Below are 19,278 nucleotides of genomic sequence, written 5' to 3' on the forward strand. Positions count from 1 at the left end.
ATATGGATAGAATTGCAATAGTAAGTGATACTCATGGACTGTTTTTAGATAAAACTGCTGAACTAATCCTTGAAAACAAATGCGAATACATAATTTTTTTAGGAGATTTTTATTTAGATGGTCCAGTGCTACAAGAAAAGACATCTTTAGATTGTGTAAGCGTCTTGGGGAATAATGATTTTAAAATATATGATAAGTATGAAGATGAAGCTGTTGTTGAAATAAATGGCTACAGAATTTTTGCATGCCATGGCCACAGGTACAAAGTTGAAGAGGACTTATCTAGACTTCAAGAAAAGGCAAAGAAAGAAAATTTTGATATCTGTCTATTTGGTCATACCCATGTATACCTTGATGAGTTAATAGATGGAGTTCACTACTTTAACCCTGGTAGCCCTACCATAGCAAAGTATAATTATGATCCAACTAGCTTTGCAGTTATGGACTTAAGTGATGGTGTGAAGTTTGAAAAAATAATACTTTCACCACCTATCTCTGAAATAAAAATAAAGTAAAAAGAAACCCTCTTACCGTATTGGTAAAAGGGTTTCTTTTTATAGATTATCTTCTACTAATGCTGTTGCTTCGATTTCTATTACAGCATCCTTTGGTAGTTTGCAAACTTGTACACATGCTCTTGCAGGTTTGTGATCTTTAAAGAATTCTTCATATACCTTGTTCACTTCGCCAAAGTCATCCATATTCTTTACGAATACTCCAACTCTTGCAATGTCTTCTAATTTTCCGCCGCCTGCAATAACTATTTCAAGCACATTTTCAAGGCTCGCTTTAGTTGCTTCTTTAATATCTGTCTTTAATTCTCCATCTTTAATTGGAAGTTGTCCTGATACTAAAAGTACTCTTGCACCTTTTTCTCCAACTGTTCCTTGTGAGTAAGGTCCGATTGCTTCAGGGGCCTTATGAGTTTTAATAAATTCTAATCCCATGGTACATCTCCTTTAAATTTATTTCCACAATCTTTCAAGATTGTAGTATTCTCTTGCTTCTGGTGTAAAAACATGCACAATAATATCTCCCAGGTCTACAAGTATCCAGCTGCCTTCTCTATATCCTTCTACGCCCACAAGGGTCATTCCATTTTCTAATGCAACTTTCTCAACTTCGTCTGCTATTGCCTGGGTCTGGCTAGATGTATTACCTGTAGCGATTAAAAAGTAGTCTGCTATTGCCATGCCCTCTTGTAGTTTTATGGACAATACATCCTTTGCAATCTTGTCTTCGCATGCCTTTACTATTAAATCAATCTCTTTCACCAATACCTCCTAATAAAAAGTTTCTAAGTTCAATACTTTCCGGTGCAATGGTTCTATTTTTTTCAATTAAGTACTTTATGGTGTTGTTTAAACTAAGCACCATGGCTTTGTCCATATTTATCATGGAAACTTTTCTAATTTCATCTACACCGTCATAATCTCTATTGTCTTCCGTCTTGTCCGCCAAGTAGAGAACCTTTGCAAGGTCCGTCATATATAGACTTCCCGTTGTGTGTTCCTTTATGGCATTAAGAACTTCACAGTCCGTAACTTTATATTTTTCCTTCGCTACTATCATACCCAATAAGCAGTGTTTTAAAAAAGGATTTTCATATTGCCTATTTTCTTCACGACTTAAAAGCTCATTGAATTCGTCATTATATTTTTCTTCATAATATTTTTCATTGCCCTTTGCACAGTCATGAAGAAGTCCTGCCATTTCACAAGTTTCTTCATCAATGCCAAATCGCTTGCCAAGTTCAATTGCCTTCTTCGCCACTGAAAGGGTGTGCTCATAACGACTCTTTGAAAGCATCACTTTTAAGTCTTTTATTATTTCATCTTTACTAATCATATAGACCTCTTTGCTTTATATATTCGTATGAAGCCTTTGGTATATAGTACTTCGGGTCTCTTTTTTCTTTAAACTCTTCTCTAATATATGAAGAAGATATTTCAAGATTAGGTATCTTTACAAACTTTACTTCAACGCCATCTCTTGAATATCTTTTTATCTTTTCTTCGATAGTGTCTTTGTACTCGGTCTTTCTATTTACCACAATTAGCTTAACCTTTGAAATAAGTTCTTCATATTTATACCAGTCTTCAATTTCCATAAAGGAGTCCTCACCAATAATAAAGTACATGTCTTTGCAATTATACTTCCCTTCTAAGTACTTAATGGTCTCAAGGGAGTAGGATTTTGAAGTCTTTTTAATTTCATAATCTTCAATTATAAAATCACTATTGTCTTCAATTGCAAGCCTTAACATTTGAAGCCTGTCCTCTTTTGTTACATCCGCCTTCTTATGGGGAGGATTTCCCGAAGGGACAAAGATAATCTTTTCCAGATTCATCTTCTCCTTCACTTCCTGCGCCAGGATTAAATGGCCAATATGCACTGGATTAAATGTCCCTCCAAAAATACCAAAATTATGGCAACTCAATTTTCTTTTCCTCTGACTGTCTATAAATTGTTAATTTTGACCCGATAAACTGAACAAATTCACACTGTAATTTTTCAGTTATCTCTTCAATCATCTCTTGTCTACTATCTAAGTTGTTGTCTAAAATTTTTATCTTAACCAGCTCTCTGCTGTTTAAAAGATTGTCTAATTCTGAAATGGTGTTTTTAGTTACACCATCCTTACCTATTCTTAAAACTGGCTCCATATTATGGGCAAGCCCTTTAAGGTATGATCTTTGTTTAGGATTAATCATATTACCTCCTATCCCAAATAGTCAAATTCCATTTCGCCTACGATAACCGTATCATTCTCCTGGATTCCCATTTCCTTTAATTCTTCAAAAACTCCCTTGTCCGTTAAAACCTTTTGGAAATGACGTAGTGCTTCATGGTCTTCAAAATTCGTTCTATATACTAAGTTGTCTATTAGCGGTCCAGTGACGATGTATGCACCGTCTTCCTTTGTAATTGTGTAGTCTGGCTCTGCTTCCTCTTCCACTGGAATATATATTTCGTCAAATGTCTGTGGATTGATGTTTGCTTCTTGCACAGCTTCGTAAATTTTATATTTTAATTCATCAATATTTTCCGTTGTTGCAGCAGAAATTGCAATTATATCTTCAATTCTATCTGAAAATACTTTTTTTAATTTCTCTAAGCCATCTTCTGCCCCTGGAATATCCATTTTATTTGCAACAATAATCTCTCTCTTGTCGCCGATTTTTAAATTGTAAGAAAGCATTTCCTTTCTTATTATATTGTAATCTTCAATTGGATCTCTGCCTTCAGAACCAGACACGTCAAGCACATGAACAAGCACTTTCGTCCTTTCAATATGCTTTAAGAAGTCAAAACCAAGTCCCACACCTTCGCTGGCACCTTCTATAAGCCCTGGTATGTCTGCAATTACAAATGAATTGTGATTTCCCACGTCCACAACTCCAAGATTTGGTTCCAGAGTTGTAAAGTGATAGTTTGCAATCTTTGGTCTGGCCTTGGACATAATGGACAGTAGTGAAGATTTTCCAACATTTGGCATTCCCACCAGGCCAACATCTGCAATTAATTTCATCTCGAGCTTTATGGTCTTTTCTTCGCCCTTTGTTCCCGGCTCTGCAAACCTTGGAGCCTGTCTTTTTGAAGTGGCAAATCTCGCGTTTCCTCTACCACCTCTACCGCCTTTACAAACTAGGGCCTCTTGACCATTCTCCCTAAGGTCAAACATAACGGTGTCGGTGTCGAAGTCCTTGATTAGGGTTCCCACTGGAACTTTGAGGAATAAATCTTCTCCCCCCTTACCAAACATCTTCTTCGTACCACCATTTTGACCATTTTCAGCCTTATAGTGTTTTCTATATCTAAAGTCTAAAAGCGTTGTTACAGATTCGTCGGCAACAAAATAAATGCTTCCACCATTACCACCGTCGCCGCCGTAGGGTCCACCTGACGGTTCAAACTTCTCTCGTCTAAAGGAAACTGCTCCGTCTCCTCCCTTTCCTGCCTTTAATTCTATCTTTGCTATATCTATAAACATGTTATTTTCCTTTCAATTCATCTTTCTGTTCCTATAATATCATAAATACAGAAAATAACCATAAAATAAAAATCACCGATAAACGGTGATTAATTAAGCTAAATTTTCTTTAGGATAAACAGAAACTTTTTTCTTTGTCTTTCCTAATCTTTCAAATTTTACAACTCCATCAACTTTTGCAAATAAAGTGTCATCGCTTCCTTTACCTACATTAGCTCCTGGATGAATCTTTGTTCCTCTTTGTCTAACAAGGATATTTCCTGCTAAAACGAATTGTCCATCTGCTCTCTTAGTACCAAGCATCTTAGCTTTACTATCACGACCGTTCTTAGATGAACCTACCCCTTTTTTACTTGAAAATAATTGCAAATTAAGCTTTAACATTATTGCACCTCCTCAGTTACAATTTTAATGTATTCTCCGTATGAATCCTCAACTGAAGTCAAGGCTAATTTTAAACTTTCTAATATTAAAGTAGTTTCCCTTTTCTTTTCTAAGTCAAGATCTTCGTAGTACACATTCAATAAAAAATGTCCTTCGCCAATCTCATATTCTATAAAGTCTTCTACTTCAACTATCTCGGTTAATGTATTTATTGTATTGGTTAGATATATTGAAACTGCAGCACAGATAATATCTTCGCCATATTCATCTGAGTCTGCATGACCCATAACTGAAATGCTTATAATATCATTGGCTTCGTTTTTAATAATCTTACCTTCAATCATATTAACCTTCTATTGCTTCTATTTTTACTTGAGTGAAAGGTTGACGATGTCCTTTTTTCTTTCTGAAGTTCTTTTTTGCTTTGAACTTATAAACGATAACCTTCTTGCCTTTACCTTGAGCTTCAACAGTTGCTTTAACCTTTGCTCCTTCAAGAATTGGTTTACCTACTTTAAGTTCTTCTCCGTCAGAAATCATTAGAACCTTGTCAAATTCTACAGTATCTCCTTCAGATACATTAAGTTTTTCAACTTTGTAGCTTTTGCCAACCTCAACATTTAGTTGTTTTCCACCTGTTTCAATTATTGCGTACATAGTGCACCTCCTCATATTTAAGACTCGCCGACACAGGTGCTTTCGCTTAAAACCTGAATCGTGCGGTTACACACTTGATTATTATATTTCAATTATCTTGAAATGTCAACAGTTATTGCAGACTTTGTGAATTCTAAAAGGCCAAGTTTTGTAATTCCATGAAATTTTATTTTTGAATGGCTTTTTAATTCATCTTCAACGAACTCTGCGAGTAACTTTTCATCTTTTTTATTCATTGTAATGGCGTCCACCACGACAATGCCATTAAGATTTAAAACATCAATGGCCCTTAGGGTTTCTCTAACAGCTTCCCTATTGGTTTCTAAAAAGTTTTTATCTCCAAGGCCATTTACATCCACAACCGTCATGGCCTTTGTATTTTCTATTATGATGTTCCCTCCACTTGGTAAAGGCAAAAATCCCCTTTTTAAGTTTACCAAGTCATCTTCTATATCGCCGTCAAATTCATATGAATAGTTTTCATCAAGGAAAATTTTCTTTCCGTCTAAATACTTTTCTAAAAATTTATAAGTCTCTCCATCATTTACAATAATATTCTCTTTGTCCTCTAAAATTGAAAAGAGGTTTTTGTAAGAAGTAAAAAGTTTTCGTGGTACTGGAAGAAATTTTGATTCCTGTAAAATCTTTTCATTTACCTTTTTAAGTCTTTCATACTCTGTTATGATTTTAGAAAAGTTCACTTTATAGGAATTGGTCCTTAAGTCTACTCCTTGAATTTTATTTTCCTTAGCCTTTTGTAAAAGAATCTCTCTTTTATCTTCGGGAACTTTCTTTGAAACATTTACCTTATTTGAATTTGGATAATACACGATGTATCGCCCCGGGATGGAGTAGTTCATTGTGTATTTGTCAAGCTTGTCCTCTGTGGTCTTCTTATATAGCCCCACCAGCACAGTGTCTCCCGGCTTTACTTGTCCATTGGTTTTATTTTCATCCAAAAGACCCTTTTCTTTGTTATCCAGAGAAATAATATATCCACTATAGTTTGGCATCTTTCTTTCTATTCTCGCAATGAAAACCGCTTCACTATTGGCGATTTTAATAATATTTTGAAGTTTGTTGTCCTTTATACTGCCAACTATTAATTCATCTTTTTTCTTTTCTACAAATTGCTTAATCATTTATTTTCCTTTGGTGATGCTTCAAGGCATGTTCCCATAATCTCCCTTACCATTGGAGTTATGTTCATACTGGTTCCCGCTTGTGTTACCACTGCAGCGATTACATATTGTGGATTGTCATATGGTGCAAAACCTACCATCCATCCATAGTCGCTATAAGGTTGATGAGTAACAGGGTTGGTGAAACCTACTTCTGCAGTTCCCGACTTAACTCCCATTTCAAATGGAAGTTTTCCTAGGACTCTTCCAGTATGTCCCTCTTTAGCCGCCATATTAGCTCCCTCTCTTATAACTTGTAGTGAAGAGAAGTCGTCGATATCTATTTTATTTCCAGTAGGACTGTTCTTGTATAGAACCCTTCCACTCATCGGATCCTTTACTTCATCCACAACGGAGACCTTGTTCTTGGTTCCTCCATTGGAAATTGTGGCTATATACCTTGCCATTTGAAGCGGCGTGTAGGCATTTTGTCCCTGACCGATTACAACGTTTAAACTGTCTCCCACCAACCAATTTGATTGGTCAATGTAGTTATACTTTATTTGTGCGGGGAAGTTTTGCTTTGAATCTCCCACCACTTTTGCTGTGTCAAATCCAAGGTCCTTAAGTCTCTTTACAATTTCCGTTTCAGTTGGAACTTCTTTTTCATCAATCCACTTCACCATGGTTTGAATCTTTTCTTCCAGCTCTTCTTTTTTAATATTTTTATCTACTAGATACTTTTCGGAATTCTCTTCCAAAAAGTTTTGGTATAGCCTCTTATAAGTGGCCTTTTTTATGCTTCTATCTGGAAGTATTCCTGTTGCTTCCTTTGGAATATTTATATCAATACCTGTCTTTTCTCCAAGGCCAAGTATCTTTGCATACTTTGCAACGTCATCCACATTTAATTTATATGGACCGTTGTCCTTTGATCCCTTTTCAACTCCCAGTGCTAGGTTGTAAAAGTAGTAGTTACATGAGTCTCTAATGGCCTCTCTGGTGCCTTCGTTGCCATGAACTCCTCTATATAATCCCCAGATGGCGTCTTGGAAAGTTCTTCCACCAACTTCAATAAAGCCTTGGCATTTTATTGTAAAGTCGGGGTTAAGTCCCGTTTCAAGGCCTGCTAATGATGTTGCAAGCTTAAATGTGGAACCAGGTTGTATTGCAGATTGCATCGCCATATTCAAAAGTGGTCTTGGCGCAATCAAATCCCTTTCGTCCTTTGGAAATAGATTTTTCCAGTCGGAGGCGGATATACCCGTTGCAAACATATTTAAGTTTATGTCCGGTGCGTTTGCCATGGCTACCAGTTGCCCAGTCTTTGCATTTAAAACTACAACTGACCCTGAAGAGGCGTCTTTATACTGTCCAGTGGTGTTTGAACTTACAAGGTTAACATCTCCCCACTTTGAGTTAAACACATTGTCCGTTTGTAGTGAATTTATAGTCTCCCTAAGGGCGTCCTCTGCAGCTTTTTGAATATTTTTATCCAGTGAAAGGTAAACGTCATTTCCAGGAATTGGTTTTGTTTCCCCTAAAACTTCAGTAACATTCCCCCTGTTGTCTACCATGACCCTTCTACTTCCATTCGTTCCCTTTAGCTGTCTCTCTTGGCTCTCTTCAATTCCATTTTTACCAATTAGTGATGCCAAATTATAATTTTTATCAGACAAATAGTCCTCTTTTTCAACTTCCGTAGAAATTTTCCCAATGTACCCAATTGTATGTGATGCAAGTGAACCTTCAGGGTAGTATCTTATTGGTTCCGAGTCAACTATTATACCTGAGCCACTTGGAAATCTTTCTTCAATTGACGCAAATGTAACCTCTGATAGATTATAAGTTAGATCCAGTGGTACATATCGTAGGTCTCCATGCTTATTAATAAGGTCATAGAGCTTTAAGATATTATATTGGTCATAGATGTCATAGTCCTTTAACTCATAGTAGTCTATAACTTCAGCATAAAGCTTTTTAATATCATCCTTTTCTCTGTCCAGTTTAAATCTCTCATACATATCATCAATATTTTTTTCATACGAATAGATCCAGTCCTTTACAGAGATGGATGGCAAGATGTTTTTATTTGTATTAATATTTTGTGCAATGTACTTAACGTCGTCATTTGTTATAAACTCTTTCATTAATCCATTTTCGTTAAGTAGGGATATTAACATGTCCTGTGCCTTTAAGTCATGCTTTTCATCATCGGTGTACTCAATTGTTGCCACAGGTTTGTTAGCATCTTTTTCATCTAACACAACCTTGAGATTGTGATTTATATTTTTTCTATTCAATAACTCAATTGCATACTTTGCAGGGACCATAACTTTTTCTTCAGCCTTTGAATTAATGGTTACATTTGAAATCAGTTCGTCAAGGGATGATTTCTTTACAATCTCCACAAAGTCATCCTTGGCAGAAGACTTCCCTGTTATTCCAGGGTATTCCTTTGCAAGCTTTGCCTTTGTCTCCCAAAGCGCCATTTCATCTTGAAAGCCCATTGGTACAAGTTCAAGATTTTCTTCCAATTTCGAAGACTTTAATAGTTCAAATGCAAGTTTTCTTCCCATAGGATGGTTTAATATATTTCTAATTATCCCCTCGTCCTTACTTAAATTTCTTCCTAAAAATTCGTAAGGCACTTCCCCCTCATAGTAGGAATTTTCCTTTAAGTACTTAGATCCCTTAGGATTTATAAACTCTATCTTTTCACTTCCAGACATAACAGGAAGGTCAACTCCTTTATTCTTCATGGACTTTATTACAGTGTCTATAACTCTGTACTTATAGCCGTCATGTTCTTCCTCTTTATAGATTAAGGTCTTTAAAAGGTCGTTGTCCCTTATTATCTCAATCATCTTTTCCATAGGACTTAGCTCTTCATTTTTATATGCATCTTTATCCTTGTACTTTATAAGATTTAAAGATAGCACATAGTCTGGATTTATATTTGAACCATCAAGCTCTAAAAGCCTACTTAGGTCTCTTAAATTTTTATTTCTCTCTTCTTGATTATGCTCTAAGAATTCATTTTTTAAAATGCTCGCTGTAAAAACCGTTTTATTGGTTGCTAAAATTTCACCATTTCGGTCGTAAATATTTCCTCTCGGAGCCGCTATTTCAATATCTCTGATTCTAGTGTTTTCAGACATCTCGCTATAGTAGTCACCTTTTACCACCGTCAAATAAAACAGTTTTAAAAAAAGAATTAGCATTAGAATAAATAGGATGATTTTTGTAGCAAAAAGTCTATCCTCTCTATCTGATGCTTTAAAAAATTTTTTAAATAGTTTTTTCATATTCACACCTATAACCTAAACTTTGGAAATTCGAAAAACTTTTGAAATATTATAAATATTGGGATGTAGCATATGGAATTTAAAATAAGCTCAATTATCATAGGCATAAATACTAATCTAAAGCTAAATGAATCGCCTATGAGCTTCCCAATTATAATGGTCAACACAAAGGATGCAACTGTGGATATAGCTGTAAGCACAACTCCCGTTCTAACGTCATCTTTGTTAATTCCCATATCTGAATATCCCACTAAAAAACCTATTACAAAGTATATTAGGGCCTTAACTCCTAGCACCCTGCCAAACAGAATGTCTTCAAGTAGTCCTATTAAAAGCCCAGAAAAACCTCCAGTGTATGCACCAAAACCAAGTCCCAGTGCAACCACTATTGGAATTGTGATATTAGGATTAATTCCAAAAATCTGTATTCTACTAAACAGAACCGTCTGTAATAACAGGTTCAATATTATCACTATAAATATCTTGTATCTATTCATTGTCTTCTTCTCTCATCGTCTTTAATACCAATACTCTGTAAATATTGTTAAAATCTATTGCCGGCTCAATACTAACCTCTTTTACCGCATTGGAATCGTCTTTAAAAACCTCTTTCACTTGACCTATATAAAGATCCGGTGGATAGGTTCCACCAAGCCCAGAAGTATAGACCTTGTCTCCAACTGCAATATCTGCAGAGGTCTTATACATAAAGCCCTTTAGTTCACCCTTTTTGCTTCCCTTAATAACCCCGATGGCGTCGCTTCGTGATGTCTTAAAGGAAGTTCCAGTGGTGGAGTTTGTTATGGATGAAACCTTTGCGTAGTTATATCCAACATCGGTTACAACGCCTAAAAGCCCTTCCACTATGGAAGAGTCCTCTCCAACAACACCTTGAACCACAGGGTCGTTTACACTTATCTTGTCCTTAGTCCCCTTGTCTATTGTGAATCTATCGTAAAGATTTGACGAATCTACCCCTACAATACTGGCCCTTACAAGTTTATCGTCCTTTTTAGAAATAAGATTGTATTCGTCTTTCAAGTATTCTTCATTGTCAATAACCTTTTGCATATTTGCATTTTGATCTTTAAGGGTCAAATTCTCTTTTGTAAGTCTTTCGTTTTCATCTCTCATTTCCCTTGAACCAAAAATAAATTCAATTCCATCAATCACTTTAGAAGATGTAAAGTAAAACACCTTTGAAATAGGAGTTGTTATTGATGAAATGACATTGCCTCCAATGTCAATAACCTTACTATTTCCATTGCTTGTACCTATTAAAGAAATCAAGAATATGCATACTATGGCAAAAACGCTAAGTTTTCTTTTTTTATTATTGTTTCTAAAGTCTCTATAAATCATTTTTCCTAAATATAAACCTCTTTCTTTCCTTTAAAAGAGTTAAAGCCTTACCTATTCCAACTCCTGTAACCTTAATTGGATTTTCAACCACAAATGCATTTATTTCCAAGTTGTCTCTAATGGATTCCACAAGGCCAGAAAGCTCCGCCATGCCACCACATATTTTAACACCGTCATAAATAACTTCTCCAGATATTTCCGGTGGTGTGGTCTCAAGCACTTCCCTAATGCAAGTGTGAACTTCATTTACCAGTGGTAGTACACATGGTAGTAGATCACTGGCAGTTATATTTGCCACCTTTGGCATTCCAGAAACCAAGTCCTTGCCACTTATAGTTGCAGACTTATCCTGTTCATCTGTCTTTAAACTAAGTATATTGTTCTTTAAATACTCCGCAGTGCTATCTCCAATTACAAAGTTGTAATTCTTCTTTATAAATTTCTTTATATTTCTCTCCACATTGTCTCCACCGTACTTTCTAGAACTTGAAGACACGACTCCCGCAAGGGAAACCACAGAAACTTGCACCGTTCCCGCACCAATGTTTAAAATTAAATTTCCCTTTGGTTCATTAATATCAATGCCCATGCCAATTGCAGATGCAATGTTTTCATCAAGAAGCTTTACATCTCTACATCCAGCATAGATTACAACATCTTCTACAGCTCTCTTCTCAATATCCGTTAAAAAAGATGGAACAGTTACAACAGCTCTTGGTTGAAACACAGAAAATCCAGAGTTTGCTTTTCTTATAAAGAACTCAAGCATGGCCCTTGTTAATTCAAAATCTGAGATAACTCCATTTTCTAAGGGTCTAACTGCCATAATATTTTCTGGAGTCTTTCCAATCATATTTTTTGCTTCTACACCTACTGCCAGTACCTCATATGTCTTTAAGTCAATGGCAACAACAGAAGGTTCCTTAACCAAAATATTCCCGTTAATATCGGTGATAATGGTATTTGAACTACCTAAATCTATTCCTATGTCCTTTGGAAAAAACTTTACAAATGTTGCCATAACTTACTCCTTAAAAATATGATTTTTCTTTAAAACTTAAATATTTTCCATCTCCAATAATAAGATGGTCTAAGACTTCTATGCCTAAGAGTTTCCCCGCCTGTTCAAGTCTTAGAGTTAACTTTATATCTTCATTACTAGGCGTAACGTCACCACTTGGGTGATTATGTAAAAGTATGATCGACTTAGCACTTTTCTTTACAGCTGGCTTGAAAACTTCCCTTGGATGAACCAAAGAAGAACTTAAAGTCCCTATGGAAATTTCTTCCGCTGAAATAATTATGTTTTTTGTGTTAAGTAAAATTATATAAAAATATTCCCTCAATTCTCCTGACAGCTTGTGCATAAAAATTTCTGCCAATGACTTAGGGCTATCCACTTTATAATGTTCCTTAGTGGCCTGCCTTATATTTAATCTCTTCACAAGCTCTATGGCAGCCATTATTGTGGCGCCCTTTGAAAGCTTTATTCCGTCAATCTTCATTAGCTCGTCAAGGGTTATGTCGTTAAAGTTGTTTTGGCTTTCAATCTCGTCAAGAACCTTTGATGCAAGCTCAAGTGCATTTAATTTTTTAGTTCCCGTACCAAGCAAAATTGCCATAAGCTCCTGCTCAGAAAGACTTGAAGGACCATAGTCCCTCATTTTCTCTCTCGGCCTATCAAAAGTCGAAAACTCCTTCATGGTCTTCATCTTTCTATCATTGCTCTTATTCTTGGAAAGCACTTCAATATTATCTTTCCTGTTCTTTACTTCTTTATTAACTAATTCATCATTAATTTCATCCACATCTTTTTCTATAATTAGAATAGGCGTCTCTTTTATTTTATCATCCGACATTTATATCACCTTTTTTAAGTCTATCCGAAACAAATTTAGAAGTAATTCCAACTATATAACCTGTGACAACTCCCATTAAAGCCATTACTGGAAGATATGCCATAATCCTAATATTATTTAAAATAAAACTTGCAGCAAGTAGTTGCCCAAAATTAAAAAATAATGATCCAAGTTCACTTACACCGATTAAACTTAACCATCTTCCCAAATATCTATGAGAAAAGTACATTGCTACTACAGCAAACATCGTTCCCGTAAGACTATATGGAAGGGCTCCAAGCCTTCCAGAAACCAAAACCATTAAAATCGATTTAAACACCGCAACAATAAAGCCTTCCCTTAGTCCAAACATAAGTAAGGTTACCAGTAAAACTATATTAGAAAGTCCAAGCTTTACCCCTGGCACCGGAATTGGTATGGGCATCATGTTTTCAAAAAGCGATATTATAAGTGCAAATGATATTAAAATTCCTAATTTAACTGTCTTTCTCAATAGTTAATACCATCCAATTCTTTTTCACTGTTGTCACTCTTAATTTCAACCACAACTTTATTAGGAACACAAACTAAAACCTCTCCCACTTTAGAGATGTATCCCTGTTTAATACATAATTTGTCAGGGCAATCTGCCTCAGTTATATGAACCTTGTCACCCTTTACCTCTATTATATTTAAACCTTCTTCAGTATCTAGTTTGAATTTGTACGAATCGTTTTTAGAAGCAAAAGTAAGTCTTTTAAATTCACTTCCATTAAACTGTACCGAAATATATTTATCCCTATCCTCACTGCCCGAAAAATATATAATCACATAGGCAAGTAAAGATAAAATAACTATGGCTGAAATGAGTATTTTATCTCCCTTTGTCATGTTATAATCCTTTCGTTTTCTCCATTAAGTGTATCATATTGAGGGGCTTTTTTAAATAGAAGAGAGTTGTTAGATTTAAGATATTAGATGTCAGGGATTAGAAGCGTGTAATTGGTGATGACGTATAAAAAAACCGACCACATGGTCGGTTTCTCTAGCTTGGTAATTTAAATATTTTTTCTTCGTAATCTCTTATTGAGTTTTGTGGACATTTTTCTATACATATTCCACAGTCAATACATTTGTCATGATCTATATGTGCAAGGAATTTTTCTACTGTAATTGCTTCTTCTGGACAGTTCTTTTGGCAGATCTTACATCCTATACAGCCTACTTTACAATATCCTCTTACATCTTTACCTTTGTCTGTTGTACTACATAGTACCTCTGTTTGGTTGTCGTATGGCATAAGTGTGATTAGGTCTCTTGGACAGATCTTAATACACATTTCGCACGCGGTACATTTTTCTTTATCGACTTTTGCAACTCCGTTTATAATGTGGATTGCATCGAATTGACAAACGTCAACGCAAGTTCCACAGCCTAAACATCCAAAAGGACATTTTTTGTGACCATTTTGAAGCGCTTGGTCTGCTCTACAGTCTCTAATTCCAACATATTTAAATTTATCTTCTGCAAGTGTCTTGTCTCCTGAGCATCTTACTACAGCAATTTGCTTTGTTGTTTCATTTGCAACTTGCCCCATTATTTCTGCAAGATGTTCTGCGACTTCTGCTCCTCCAACTGGACATGCGTTTATGCTTGCGTTACCATTTGCTATGGCATCTGCAAGTCCGTCACATCCTGGAAAACCACAGGCACCGCAGTTTGCTCCTGGAAGTGCAGCTCTAACTTCTTGTACTTTTGGATCTACTGGCACGTGAAATACATTTGATGCAAATCCTAAAAGTACTGCAAAAATTATAGCTACCGCCCCTAAACTTCCAACCGCTATAAGAATTTGATTAATATCCATTTATTCCCCCTATACTAATCCTGAAAAACCTAGGAATGACATTGCCATAAGTCCGATTGTTATCATGGCGATTGGTACGCCTTTGAAAGGTTTTGGTACATTGGCAAGTTCTAATTTTTCTCTAATTGCAGCAAGGAAAACTATAGCTATAAGAAATCCTACTGATGAACCTATTGCTGATGCTAAGGTTTCAATTAGTGAGTATCCTTGTTGTATGTTTGCAATTGCAACTCCAAGTACAACGCAGTTTGTTGTGATTAGTGGTAGGAAAACTCCCAATGCACTATATAGTCCTGGCATTGTCTTTTTTAGTACCATTTCAACAAATTGTACCAGTGATGCTATTACTAAAATAAACACTATGGTTTGTAAAAATTGCAAGTTTAATGGTTCTAGAATTAAGTATTGAATTGCATAGGTAACTACTGATGCAATTGTAATTACGAAGGTAACTGCAATTCCCATACCTGCTGCTGTTTCTGTCTTTTTTGAAACTCCTATTAGTGGACAGATTCCTAGGAATTGTCCTAGTACGTAGTTGTTTACAAAAATATATAAAATAAGTATTCTAAAAATATTACTTAACATAGTCTACCCCCTACTTGCTTTCTTCTTTTTTGCTTGATACATAGTTAAATACTGCAAGTATCATACCTAGTATAATAAATGAGCCGGGAGCTTGTGCAATTATACCTATTGGTTTAATTCCTTCTCCTGAAAGTAGTTCATGTCCGAAGATTGCTCCTAATCCTAATAGCTCTCTTATAAAAGCAAGTATTACTATTGTCATTGTGTATCCAACACCGTTTGCAAATCCGTCAACTATTGAAGGTAGTATTTTGTTTTTGTTTGCAAAGCCTTCTGCTCTTGCAAGGATTAAACAGTTTACTACTATTAGCGGTATAAAGATACCTAGTTGCCCATAAAGTTCTGGTGTGTATGCCTTCATAACCATGTCTACCATTGTTACGAATGATGCTATAACTACTATATAGCATGGGATTCTAACTTCGTCTGGTATAAAGTTTCTTAGTAGGGAAACTACAAGGTTTGATAGGGTTGCTACTACTATTACTGCAACGCCCATTCCAAGTGCGTTCATTACTGTTGTACTTACACCAAGAACTGAACAAAGTCCTACAAGTTGAATAAGAACTGGGTTATTGTCTATGATTCCACTTTTTAAAATTTTCTTCATCATCTTCCCCCTATCCTCTTAACTCTGCCAAAGCCTTAACTGCACCGTTAAGTCCGTTTAATATTGCCTTAACTGAAATTGTAGTTCCTGAAATGGCTTGGATTTCGTTGTCTGCTGATGGATTGTCAGCTTTTGTCATTTCTCCTGCCATGCTCTTTCCTACTACTGATGAAATAAAAGGTTCTTCTGACACTTGTGAACCGAATCCCTTTGTTTCAGAGGATTCAAGAACTTGATATCCTACAATTTTATCTTCTTTGTCTACGCCTACTACAAATGTAATAGGTCCACCGTAACCACCCTTACCAACGGTCTTTATAACATATCCAACTTCTTCATTGCCTTTTAATGCAATAACGATGTCTTTGACATTTTCGTTTTCTTCAAGGATTTTATCAAACTTTGCTTTGTCTTCTTCTTCAAGTGATTTAAAGCTATCCGCTTCTTTAAAAACCTTCTTCATGGAGGCTTCGTATTCTTCTTTTGCTCTTTTTTCAACAATTGGAGATGTGAAGCCGTTTATTATGGTTAGGCAAGTTGTAGCCACTGCTGTGATTACAAATAGTTTTAATGCTAAAGTTAAAATCTTCTTCATTATTTCTTACCTCCCCTTCCAAAAGGTTTTGGAGTGGTTAACTTTTCAATAAGAGGTGTTGCACAGTTCATTACAAGAATTGAGTATGATACCCCTTCTGGTAGTGATCCGTGGACTCTTATGGCTGCCGTTATAAGTCCACAGCCTATGGCAAATATAATTTGTCCCTTTTTACTTACAGGAGCTGTAACATAGTCTGTTGCCATAAATATTGCCCCTAGTAAAAGTCCACCAATAAGTACATGGTTTAATAGTTCTCCTGATGGTACTCCAAAAATAAATAGGAAAACTACTGTTGTTAAAATGTATGTTAATGGTATTCTAATGTGTATTACCTTTTTAACTAGTAGATAGACTCCACCGATTAAAAGTGCAAGGGCTGAAACTTCACCAATACATCCTCCCATGTTTCCAAGGAAGGCATCTAATAGTTTAACTTCTCCACCTGCTAATGGTGTTGCCATTGATACGGCGTCTGGCCCTGGAGCAACATAGTTTGCCATTTCCTTTGGCCATGAAGCCATTAGTGCCGCTCTAGCTGCAAGTGCAGGGTTCATAAAGTTGGCACCTATTCCACCAAATAATTGTTTTGTAATAATTATTGCAAAAATTCCACCAAATATTACCATATAAAATGGCATGGTTACAGGTACGTTAAATGCAAGTAATAGTCCTGTTACAACTGCTGATAAGTCGCCAATGGTTACAGGTCTTTTAGTAAGCTTTTGAAAAGCGTACTCTGAAAGAACGCATGAACCAACGGACACAAGACATAACAACAAAGCTCTTATTCTAAAGAAGTAAACACCCGCAATAAGAGCTGGCATTAAGGCTATAATTACATCTAGCATAACCTTAGAACTTGTTATTGAATCTCTTATATGAGGAATAGCAGATACTTCAAGCTTTCCTTCAAGATTGTCAATAACTTCTTGATCTTTTATTTTTTTCTCCACTATAACTCTCCTATCTCTTACTTGACTGAGCTCTAAGTTCTCTCTTACCATGTCTGATAGCCTCTATAAGAGGTCTCTTTGAAGGACATACATAGGAACATGATCCACATTCAATACAGTCCATGATATAAAGGTCCCTAGCTTCTTCAAATCTATTGTTTAAAACATTTAATTGAATGTATAAAGGCATTAAATTTATTGGACAAACATCAACGCATTTACCACATTTGATGCATGGTGTAACCACTGGAGGTTTTGCCTCTTCCTTATTTAGTACAAGAATACCACCAACGGCTTTTATAGTTGGAAGGTCTGTTCTAAATTGGCTTTCACCCATCATAGGTCCACCGATAATAACTTTGCCCACATCATCTTTTACTCCACCACAAAATTCTAAAATTTCGTTAATTGGAGTACCAACTCTAACAAGTAGATTAGAAGGTCTGTTTATAGAAGAGCCTGTTACAGTAACAACCTTTTCATAAAGAGGTTTTCCTTCAACTACAGCTTCATATACAGATGCAGCCGTACTTGAGTTTATAACTTGCACCCCTTCAGTAGTACTTCTTACAGAAGAAGGCATCTTCATCTTTAATATAGAGTCAATCAATCTTCTTTGATCCCCTTGAGGATACTTTGTCTTTAAAACTGAAACCTCTACATCGTTAAATTTCTTACAAGCTTGATCAATAAGTTCTATGGCTTTAGGCTTATTGGACTCAATTCCAATATATCCCTTTTTAGCACCCATGGCCTTCATTACAATTCTTAGACCATTTACAACCTTTTCAGGATATTTTTCCATAGTCTTTTGATCACTAGTCAAATAAGGTTCACACTCTGCACCATTAATAAGAACATAATCAATTTTATCGTCAGGCTTTGTTTTGATTTTAACATGAGTAGGGAAACCTGCCCCACCTAAACCAACAACTCCTGCTTCTTTTACCCTTTCTACTATAGTTGCAGAATCTAAACTTTCATAGTCATCATCATAAGGAGTATAACCAATAGTATCTAATCCATCGTTTTCAATAACAATGGCCTTAGTATGTACCCCAGTAACTGTGGTTAAATCTTTAATTTCCACAACCGTGCCTGAGACACTGGCATGAACCGGTGCTGTAATAGTTCCTGGCGCCTCTCCAATCTTTTGTCCCATCTTAACTTCATCCCCAACCTTAACAAGAGGACTACATGGTACCCCTGTGTGTTGGTGAAGAGCGATGTAAACCTTTTTTGAAACTGGGCCATTCTCTATTTCACATTGATTGGTCAATTCCTTAAAATCATGCATATGAGTTCCACCTTTAAAGGTCAACTCAATCTTACTCATAACACCCCTACCTTTCGTTTATTTAAAATAATCGCATTCCCTTAAGAATTTGCTTTTATTTATTCTTACATTATACATTATAACATAATTTTCACAATTAGATTTTACAAAAAAGCTGATTGTGTCAAATTAATTAGCATTTTCGTATTATATTGAGATTTAGAAAAAACAAATAAAATTCGTATAATTTTTTTAAAGTTTATTAGCAGTTTGTAACCACAAAAAACTTTCATTCACTTAACAATGCTTTTCAAAAAATTCTCTCAGCAGTTAAAAAGCCTTGAAACTTTTATATTTCAAGGCTTTTCCTGGTGACCCATCAGGGGTTCGAACCCTGGACAACCTGATTAAGAGTCAGGTGCTCTACCAGCTGAGCTAATGAGTCATATTATTATATTGTATTATTGTTTTTTGATTATCTTATTATTAAACCTGTTCTTTCAATACCGCTCATCTTTTTTTTGCTTCGCAAAGACTAAGTCATTGCCTCCATTTCCTGTGGGAAATGGGCCACTTACTTATACCAGCTGAGCTAATGAGTCATATTATTATATTTAATTTTAACTAACACTATAATTGTATCACTTCTTGTTTACTTTGTAAACACTGGTGCCCAGAGCCGGAATCGAACCAGCGACACGAGGATTTTCAGTCCTCTGCTC

At 35.7% G+C, this 19,278-nt stretch carries 24 protein-coding genes, 1 tRNA gene and 1 other annotated feature; of the genes, 1 reads left to right on the forward strand and 24 read right to left on the reverse strand.

Translation table 11 applies throughout. The features are described from left to right. Positions 1-2 precede the first annotated feature (2 nt). Entirely contained in the window at positions 3-515 is a 513-nt protein-coding gene (locus WKS98_RS05310; protein ID WP_498917543.1) for a metallophosphoesterase family protein, read from the forward strand. 39 nt (positions 516-554) lie between these two features. Here WKS98_RS05310 and WKS98_RS05315 read toward each other — a convergent pair whose 3' ends face one another. The 24 genes from WKS98_RS05315 to WKS98_RS05430 form a co-directional block, all read right to left on the reverse strand. Then, a complete protein-coding gene (locus WKS98_RS05315; protein WP_237036743.1) occupies positions 555-947 on the reverse strand; it encodes a RidA family protein in 393 nt (130 codons plus the stop codon). Between the two features lie 18 nt (positions 948-965). Further along, positions 966-1,274: a ribosome silencing factor gene (gene rsfS / locus WKS98_RS05320; protein ID WP_498917544.1), complete on the reverse strand. Its 309-nt coding sequence runs from the start codon at positions 1,272-1,274 to the stop codon at positions 966-968. Continuing rightward, entirely contained in the window at positions 1,261-1,848 is a 588-nt protein-coding gene (yqeK, locus tag WKS98_RS05325) for a bis(5'-nucleosyl)-tetraphosphatase (symmetrical) YqeK (RefSeq protein ID WP_498917545.1), read from the reverse strand. Before yqeK ends, rsfS begins: the two co-directional genes overlap by 14 nt. Continuing rightward, on the reverse strand, positions 1,841-2,440 hold the full coding sequence (nadD, locus tag WKS98_RS05330; RefSeq protein WP_498917547.1) for a nicotinate (nicotinamide) nucleotide adenylyltransferase: 600 nt from the start codon (positions 2,438-2,440) through the stop codon (positions 1,841-1,843). Before nadD ends, yqeK begins: the two co-directional genes overlap by 8 nt. Continuing rightward, positions 2,427-2,714 carry a ribosome assembly RNA-binding protein YhbY gene (gene yhbY / locus WKS98_RS05335; RefSeq protein ID WP_498917548.1) on the reverse strand — a complete coding sequence of 96 codons (288 nt, stop codon included), beginning with the start codon at positions 2,712-2,714 and terminating at the stop codon, positions 2,427-2,429. The genes nadD and yhbY overlap by 14 nt, the downstream gene beginning before the upstream one ends. Before the next feature lie 8 nt (positions 2,715-2,722). Next, positions 2,723-3,994 (reverse strand): GTPase ObgE, encoded by a 1,272-nt coding sequence (obgE, locus tag WKS98_RS05340; RefSeq protein WP_498917550.1) that lies wholly within the window; start codon positions 3,992-3,994, stop codon positions 2,723-2,725. A gap of 93 nt (positions 3,995-4,087) precedes the next feature. Continuing rightward, positions 4,088-4,378 (reverse strand): 50S ribosomal protein L27, encoded by a 291-nt coding sequence (gene rpmA / locus WKS98_RS05345; protein WP_498917552.1) that lies wholly within the window; start codon positions 4,376-4,378, stop codon positions 4,088-4,090. Next, positions 4,378-4,722: a ribosomal-processing cysteine protease Prp gene (locus WKS98_RS05350; protein WP_498917554.1), complete on the reverse strand. Its 345-nt coding sequence runs from the start codon at positions 4,720-4,722 to the stop codon at positions 4,378-4,380. The genes rpmA and WKS98_RS05350 overlap by 1 nt, the downstream gene beginning before the upstream one ends. A 1-nt stretch (position 4,723) precedes the next feature. Continuing rightward, the gene (gene rplU, locus WKS98_RS05355; RefSeq protein WP_498917556.1) at positions 4,724-5,035 is read right to left on the reverse strand and encodes a 50S ribosomal protein L21; all 312 of its coding nucleotides are present in this window, start codon (positions 5,033-5,035) and stop codon (positions 4,724-4,726) included. Between the two features lie 10 nt (positions 5,036-5,045). Continuing rightward, positions 5,046-5,113, reverse strand: a sequence feature (ribosomal protein L21 leader region). Positions 5,114-5,127: 14 nt separating this feature from the next. Then, positions 5,128-6,177, reverse strand: coding sequence for a ribonuclease E/G (locus WKS98_RS05360; RefSeq protein WP_498917557.1), 1,050 nt, complete (start codon positions 6,175-6,177; stop codon positions 5,128-5,130). Next, positions 6,174-9,464: a penicillin-binding transpeptidase domain-containing protein gene (locus WKS98_RS05365; protein WP_498917559.1), complete on the reverse strand. Its 3,291-nt coding sequence runs from the start codon at positions 9,462-9,464 to the stop codon at positions 6,174-6,176. The genes WKS98_RS05360 and WKS98_RS05365 overlap by 4 nt, the downstream gene beginning before the upstream one ends. 8 nt (positions 9,465-9,472) lie before the next feature. Next, complete coding sequence (gene mreD / locus WKS98_RS05370) at positions 9,473-9,961, reverse strand: rod shape-determining protein MreD (protein ID WP_498917560.1); 489 nt, start codon at positions 9,959-9,961, stop codon at positions 9,473-9,475. Next, positions 9,954-10,826, reverse strand: coding sequence for a rod shape-determining protein MreC (gene mreC / locus WKS98_RS05375; RefSeq protein ID WP_498917562.1), 873 nt, complete (start codon positions 10,824-10,826; stop codon positions 9,954-9,956). Before mreC ends, mreD begins: the two co-directional genes overlap by 8 nt. After that, positions 10,816-11,847 carry a rod shape-determining protein gene (locus tag WKS98_RS05380; RefSeq protein WP_498917564.1) on the reverse strand — a complete coding sequence of 344 codons (1,032 nt, stop codon included), beginning with the start codon at positions 11,845-11,847 and terminating at the stop codon, positions 10,816-10,818. Before WKS98_RS05380 ends, mreC begins: the two co-directional genes overlap by 11 nt. A 10-nt stretch (positions 11,848-11,857) precedes the next feature. Then, the gene (gene radC, locus WKS98_RS05385; protein WP_498917566.1) at positions 11,858-12,685 is read right to left on the reverse strand and encodes a RadC family protein; all 828 of its coding nucleotides are present in this window, start codon (positions 12,683-12,685) and stop codon (positions 11,858-11,860) included. Beyond that, positions 12,675-13,178: a Gx transporter family protein gene (locus WKS98_RS05390; protein WP_498917567.1), complete on the reverse strand. Its 504-nt coding sequence runs from the start codon at positions 13,176-13,178 to the stop codon at positions 12,675-12,677. The genes radC and WKS98_RS05390 overlap by 11 nt, the downstream gene beginning before the upstream one ends. Next, positions 13,175-13,555: a NusG domain II-containing protein gene (locus WKS98_RS05395; RefSeq protein WP_498917568.1), complete on the reverse strand. Its 381-nt coding sequence runs from the start codon at positions 13,553-13,555 to the stop codon at positions 13,175-13,177. The genes WKS98_RS05390 and WKS98_RS05395 overlap by 4 nt, the downstream gene beginning before the upstream one ends. Before the next feature lie 154 nt (positions 13,556-13,709). After that, positions 13,710-14,531 carry an RnfABCDGE type electron transport complex subunit B gene (rnfB, locus tag WKS98_RS05400; RefSeq protein ID WP_498917570.1) on the reverse strand — a complete coding sequence of 274 codons (822 nt, stop codon included), beginning with the start codon at positions 14,529-14,531 and terminating at the stop codon, positions 13,710-13,712. Positions 14,532-14,540: 9 nt separating this feature from the next. Further along, on the reverse strand, positions 14,541-15,119 hold the full coding sequence (locus WKS98_RS05405) for an electron transport complex protein RnfA (RefSeq protein WP_498917572.1): 579 nt from the start codon (positions 15,117-15,119) through the stop codon (positions 14,541-14,543). Between the two features lie 10 nt (positions 15,120-15,129). Then, positions 15,130-15,729: an electron transport complex subunit RsxE gene (gene rsxE, locus WKS98_RS05410; protein ID WP_498917574.1), complete on the reverse strand. Its 600-nt coding sequence runs from the start codon at positions 15,727-15,729 to the stop codon at positions 15,130-15,132. A gap of 10 nt (positions 15,730-15,739) precedes the next feature. Next, the gene (locus WKS98_RS05415; RefSeq protein ID WP_498917575.1) at positions 15,740-16,324 is read right to left on the reverse strand and encodes an RnfABCDGE type electron transport complex subunit G; all 585 of its coding nucleotides are present in this window, start codon (positions 16,322-16,324) and stop codon (positions 15,740-15,742) included. Further along, positions 16,324-17,280: an RnfABCDGE type electron transport complex subunit D gene (locus tag WKS98_RS05420; protein ID WP_498917577.1), complete on the reverse strand. Its 957-nt coding sequence runs from the start codon at positions 17,278-17,280 to the stop codon at positions 16,324-16,326. The genes WKS98_RS05415 and WKS98_RS05420 overlap by 1 nt, the downstream gene beginning before the upstream one ends. 10 nt (positions 17,281-17,290) lie before the next feature. Next, complete coding sequence (rsxC, locus tag WKS98_RS05425) at positions 17,291-18,616, reverse strand: electron transport complex subunit RsxC (RefSeq protein WP_498917578.1); 1,326 nt, start codon at positions 18,614-18,616, stop codon at positions 17,291-17,293. A gap of 309 nt (positions 18,617-18,925) precedes the next feature. Further along, positions 18,926-19,001, reverse strand: a tRNA-Lys gene (locus tag WKS98_RS05430). Positions 19,002-19,278: the final 277 nt, after the last annotated feature.

Origin of the sequence: Lagierella sp. ICN-221743 (assembly GCF_037890055.1) — a bacterium.
GTDB lineage: Bacteria > Bacillota > Clostridia > Tissierellales > Peptoniphilaceae > Mediannikoviicoccus.

Coding starts and splice junctions, on each gene's coding strand:
- WKS98_RS05315 (WP_237036743.1), bottom strand. CDS start 947: ATGGGATTAGAATTTATTAAAACTCATAAGGCCCCTGAAGCAATCGGA.
- rpmA (WP_498917552.1), bottom strand. CDS start 4,378: ATGTTAAAGCTTAATTTGCAATTATTTTCAAGTAAAAAAGGGGTAGGT.
- mreD (WP_498917560.1), bottom strand. CDS start 9,961: ATGAATAGATACAAGATATTTATAGTGATAATATTGAACCTGTTATTA.
- WKS98_RS05380 (WP_498917564.1), bottom strand. CDS start 11,847: ATGGCAACATTTGTAAAGTTTTTTCCAAAGGACATAGGAATAGATTTA.
- WKS98_RS05360 (WP_498917557.1), bottom strand. CDS start 6,177: ATGATTAAGCAATTTGTAGAAAAGAAAAAAGATGAATTAATAGTTGGC.
- yhbY (WP_498917548.1), bottom strand. CDS start 2,714: ATGATTAATCCTAAACAAAGATCATACCTTAAAGGGCTTGCCCATAAT.
- rsxE (WP_498917574.1), bottom strand. CDS start 15,729: ATGAAGAAAATTTTAAAAAGTGGAATCATAGACAATAACCCAGTTCTT.
- yqeK (WP_498917545.1), bottom strand. CDS start 1,848: ATGATTAGTAAAGATGAAATAATAAAAGACTTAAAAGTGATGCTTTCA.
- WKS98_RS05310 (WP_498917543.1), top strand. CDS start 3: ATGGATAGAATTGCAATAGTAAGTGATACTCATGGACTGTTTTTAGAT.
- WKS98_RS05350 (WP_498917554.1), bottom strand. CDS start 4,722: ATGATTGAAGGTAAGATTATTAAAAACGAAGCCAATGATATTATAAGC.
- mreC (WP_498917562.1), bottom strand. CDS start 10,826: ATGATTTATAGAGACTTTAGAAACAATAATAAAAAAAGAAAACTTAGC.
- WKS98_RS05395 (WP_498917568.1), bottom strand. CDS start 13,555: ATGACAAAGGGAGATAAAATACTCATTTCAGCCATAGTTATTTTATCT.
- rsxC (WP_498917578.1), bottom strand. CDS start 18,616: ATGAGTAAGATTGAGTTGACCTTTAAAGGTGGAACTCATATGCATGAT.
- radC (WP_498917566.1), bottom strand. CDS start 12,685: ATGTCGGATGATAAAATAAAAGAGACGCCTATTCTAATTATAGAAAAA.
- WKS98_RS05365 (WP_498917559.1), bottom strand. CDS start 9,464: ATGAAAAAACTATTTAAAAAATTTTTTAAAGCATCAGATAGAGAGGAT.
- WKS98_RS05405 (WP_498917572.1), bottom strand. CDS start 15,119: ATGTTAAGTAATATTTTTAGAATACTTATTTTATATATTTTTGTAAAC.
- rplU (WP_498917556.1), bottom strand. CDS start 5,035: ATGTACGCAATAATTGAAACAGGTGGAAAACAACTAAATGTTGAGGTT.
- obgE (WP_498917550.1), bottom strand. CDS start 3,994: ATGTTTATAGATATAGCAAAGATAGAATTAAAGGCAGGAAAGGGAGGA.
- WKS98_RS05415 (WP_498917575.1), bottom strand. CDS start 16,324: ATGAAGAAGATTTTAACTTTAGCATTAAAACTATTTGTAATCACAGCA.
- rnfB (WP_498917570.1), bottom strand. CDS start 14,531: ATGGATATTAATCAAATTCTTATAGCGGTTGGAAGTTTAGGGGCGGTA.